The sequence below is a fragment of the Deltaproteobacteria bacterium genome, from assembly GCA_011773515.1.
In the GTDB taxonomy this organism is placed as follows: Bacteria; Desulfobacterota; Deferrimicrobia; order J040; family J040; genus WVXK01.
The window spans coordinates 43,044-46,239 of sequence record WVXK01000006.1; the positions used below are offsets into that span (position 1 = coordinate 43,044).

At 61.2% G+C, this 3,196-nt stretch carries 3 protein-coding genes; all 3 read left to right on the forward strand.

Going from position 1 to position 3,196, the window contains the following annotated elements; all coding sequences use genetic code 11:
* The first annotated feature begins 421 nt into the window (after positions 1 to 421).
* Positions 422 to 1,708, forward strand: coding sequence for a hypothetical protein (locus tag GTN70_00890; protein NIO15554.1), 1,287 nt, complete (start codon positions 422 to 424; stop codon positions 1,706 to 1,708).
* Between the two features lie 49 nt (positions 1,709 to 1,757).
* On the forward strand, positions 1,758 to 2,270 hold the full coding sequence (locus GTN70_00895) for a cytochrome C (GenBank protein NIO15555.1): 513 nt from the start codon (positions 1,758 to 1,760) through the stop codon (positions 2,268 to 2,270).
* A 12-nt stretch (positions 2,271 to 2,282) separates the two neighbouring features.
* Positions 2,283 to 3,196 (forward strand): molybdopterin-dependent oxidoreductase (locus GTN70_00900; protein ID NIO15556.1); only part of this gene is annotated, 914 nt, incomplete at its 3' end.

Consider the following 3,196-nt stretch of genomic DNA (forward strand, 5'->3'; position numbering starts at 1 on the left):
ACGAAACACCCTCACCCTGTCACGGAAATCTTTCTTTTCGAAGATATTTTTCGCCCTCATCGAACCCGTCCCGGCGGTAAACCCGCGCGGAGGGGTAAACACCCCTTCAAGGCAATGCATCTTCTGCCGGTTTTTCCCGGACCGGGATCCGGCCTCAGTGGATATTGTACCATTCCGTCCATCCGGCTGATCGACCGCTGTTTACCCCTGTTCCGCGATGGCGGCCCCCACTTCGGCCCTTTCCGGGGAAAAAATTTGGATAAACGCCATGATTTTGGTTTATAGTAAGGAGAGTTTAAGTCGCTTTACTCTTCAAAATTCCGGTATTCAGATAAAAAGCCCCTCCCGGTGAGGGTTTCGGGAGGGATTTCCCGAGCGTCGCTCGTTAACTGGTAGGGCAGTAAACTCCCGGGGAGATCTGATGGGCTCTATGGAGAACTCCACAGCTCTGTCGCCGCAGTTTTTCATTCTCCTGCGCTACTGCATGGTCCTGGTGCTTCTCATCCACCTCCCCTATGTGGGCATGGCCATCGCGGGATCGGCCCTGTCGGTCCTTTTGAACTTTATCGGGAGGGAGCGCCAGGACCCGGGCTACCGGCGCCTGGCCCGTGAGCTGATCGAGACGGTGACGGTCAGCGGGAAGGTGATGCTTCTCCTCGGCCTCCTGCCGATCTTTCCCCTCGCCCTGATCATCGGCCAGATCCTGCCGGGACCCCTTTCGCTGCCGTGGCTATTCTGGGCCTTTCTCTGCCTGGTCCTTCTCTCCGGCTTCACCTTTCTCTTCTTTTACCGCGCCACCTTCAATTTCAAATTGGACCGCCCCCTGGTCTCCGCCGGGGCCGGCTCTCTCGGCCACGTGACCCTTCTCTTTGCCCTGGTTTTGATCATTTTCGCCACGGGCATACTCTTTAACCCGGAGAGCCTGCCCTTCATTCAGAACAGCCCCTCGACGATCATTTCCTGGCGCTCGGTGGTGAGACTCATCCTCACGTCGCTTATCTTCACCGGGCTGACGGGAGGAGCGCTGCTTTTGTTCATCGCCCGCAAAAGCGCGGATGAAAACGCGGAGGCCCCGGTTGACCGGGAGCTCGCCGGCAAGGTGGGGAGGATCGTCACCCTGGCGGCCACGCTTCCCGTTGCCCCCTTCGTCATCTTCGACCTGATCACGCTTCCCGATGTGGCCCTTTCAACGGGCGTCTTCGCCATTGCCGCGGCTATCCTCCTCTTGTCGCTGGCCGTCTGCATCGTTCTTCTGCGGCCCGCCGGTTTGCCGGGAGAAGGGGCGGGGGCCAGCGTATTCGTTCTCTACCTCGCGATATTTTTATGTGCCCTCGCAATCGACGGCACGGCACTGGGCAACGCCTACTTCGATAGGAGCGCCGTCCTCGAGATGAAGATGGCCCAGGTAAAAGAGCAGCGGGAGGCCCTTCGAGAGGAGGCCGCCGTGGAGGAGACGGAATCAGTAGAGGCGGGGGAGGCCGTTTTCGAGAGGTTGTGCTCCGGCTGCCACCGGTTCGATGCGCGGGTCGTGGGGCCCCCGCTTCTCGAGGTGCTGCCCAAGTACGCCGGCGACGCGGAGAAGCTGAAGAGCTTCATACGGAACCCGGTCAAGGTAGACCCCGATTATCCGCCAATGCCGAAGCTCTCCATCGAGGAGAATGAGATAGAGTCTGTTGTGGCTTATCTTTTGGGGAGGACAGGGCGGTGAAGGGGAGGCAGGGGATCGTGAGAAGGCAGCCGCAGGCGGGGGAGTGGCGATGAAGAGGCTTTTACCTGCCATCGTCATCGCGGGATACTTCCTGATATTCGTCCTGCTCGCCGGCGGGCTGGGATACCACTGGTACACCCACAAAAGGGCTCCCGACCAGCCGGTGGCGTTTCCCCACACGATACACGTGTCAAGGCTCGGGCTTGCCTGCAACTTCTGCCACGTCTACGTGGAGAAGTCGCGCCATGCGGGAGCCCCCTATCTGGAGACCTGCATGGGCTGCCACAGCCAGATAGCCACGGAAAAGCCGGAGATACAGAAGCTTACAGGTTACTACGAGCAAAGAAAGCCCATCGAGTGGAACCGCGTGTACGCCCTGCCCGATCATGTCTACTTCTCGCACAAGCGGCACGTGAAGGCGGGTGTCGACTGCACCAGCTGCCACGGGAACGTGGGCGTCATGAAAAAAGTACGGAAGGTGAGTTCTCTGAAGATGGGGTGGTGCGTCTCCTGCCACCGGGACAGGGGTGCGTCCATCGACTGTGCCGTCTGCCATCATTAGGGGGAGCGTTACATGAAAAGAAGGGATTTTTTGCGGGTGATCGGCATTCTTTCGGGCTCCACCTTTATCTCCTCCTGCGGATCCCCGGAGCGCTCGAAAAAGCTGGTTTCCTACATCATGCCTCCCGAAGACGGGGCCGTGCCCGGAGAGGCTACCTATTACCCCTCCACGTGCACCGAGTGCCCCGCGGGCTGCGGCCTGACGGTGAGAGCGCGGGAGGGATGGCCGGTGAAGCTCGAGGGGGCAGGCGGCCACCCGGTAAACGACGGGGGGCTGTGCATCAGGGGCCAGTCGTCCCTGTCCCGGCTCTATCACCCCGACAGGATGAAAAAGCCGATGCTCAAAAGCGGCCCCGGCAGGCTCAGGGAGGCCACGTGGGAAGAGGCAATAGCCACCGTGGCGCAGGTCCTTCAGGAGTCCGGCGAGAGCGGCAAAAAGAGCGTCTACCTGTCGGGGAGAACCACCGGAACGCTCTCTTCGCTCATCGACGCCTTCTGTCGGAAGGCCGGCGTGGAGAGGCTGCCGCAATATGAGCCTTTTTCCCACCAGGCGATACGCGAGGCGAACCACGCCCTTTTCGGCACGCGGGATGTGCCCCGGTACCGGTTCGAGGACGCGGACTTTCTCCTCACCGTGGGGGCCGACATCCTGGAGACCTTCATAAGCCCCGTGTCGTTTGCAGGCGGGCTTGCCCGGGCCAGAGCCAGGGGCGGGCACCGTTGGTTTCACGTGGAGCCGCACCTCTCCCTTACGGGGGCAAACGCCGACAGGCGGATCGTCATGGAGCCCATGCAGGAATGGTACCTGCTGGCCTACCTCCTCCGGGAGATCATCGACCGGCACGGGGGTGGAGAGACGGTCCCGGCATGGTTTGCCGGTGTCCTGCCCCCCGTTTCAGCAGTGAGGGCGGCGGGGAAGACGGGGAT

What these genes read in the sequence shown, in the direction of transcription:
- GTN70_00890 (NIO15554.1), top strand. Translation starts at nt 422, where the DNA reads ATGGGCTCTATGGAGAACTCCACAGCTCTGTCGCCGCAGTTTTTCATT.
- GTN70_00895 (NIO15555.1), top strand. Translation starts at nt 1,758, where the DNA reads ATGAAGAGGCTTTTACCTGCCATCGTCATCGCGGGATACTTCCTGATA.